General features: G+C 49.8%; 1 protein-coding gene. It reads left to right on the forward strand.

The features are described 5' to 3' along the window. The coding region (locus LKX83_RS33695; protein WP_227887681.1) for a hypothetical protein at positions 1–209 on the forward strand (209 nt) is incomplete at both ends.

Consider the following 209-nt stretch of genomic DNA (forward strand, 5'->3'; position numbering starts at 1 on the left):
TGCAGATCGGCTATGTTCAGGGCATCGCAGGAGATAAGATCAGCTTCAAGCGCTCAAAAACAAATCAGCTTGCCACGTATTCCTTCACCAAGGACACGGCTTTCTACACCAATGGTAAGGCGGTAGGTGTAGATCAGATCAAGCCGTCGTCCAAGCTTATGGTTATTGTGGAAAACGGCGTGCTTCGCTACGTGGAAGTGTTGAGCGGT

This window comes from Cohnella baijiui, from assembly GCF_020731285.1.
Classification (GTDB): Bacteria; Bacillota; Bacilli; order Paenibacillales; family Paenibacillaceae; genus Cohnella.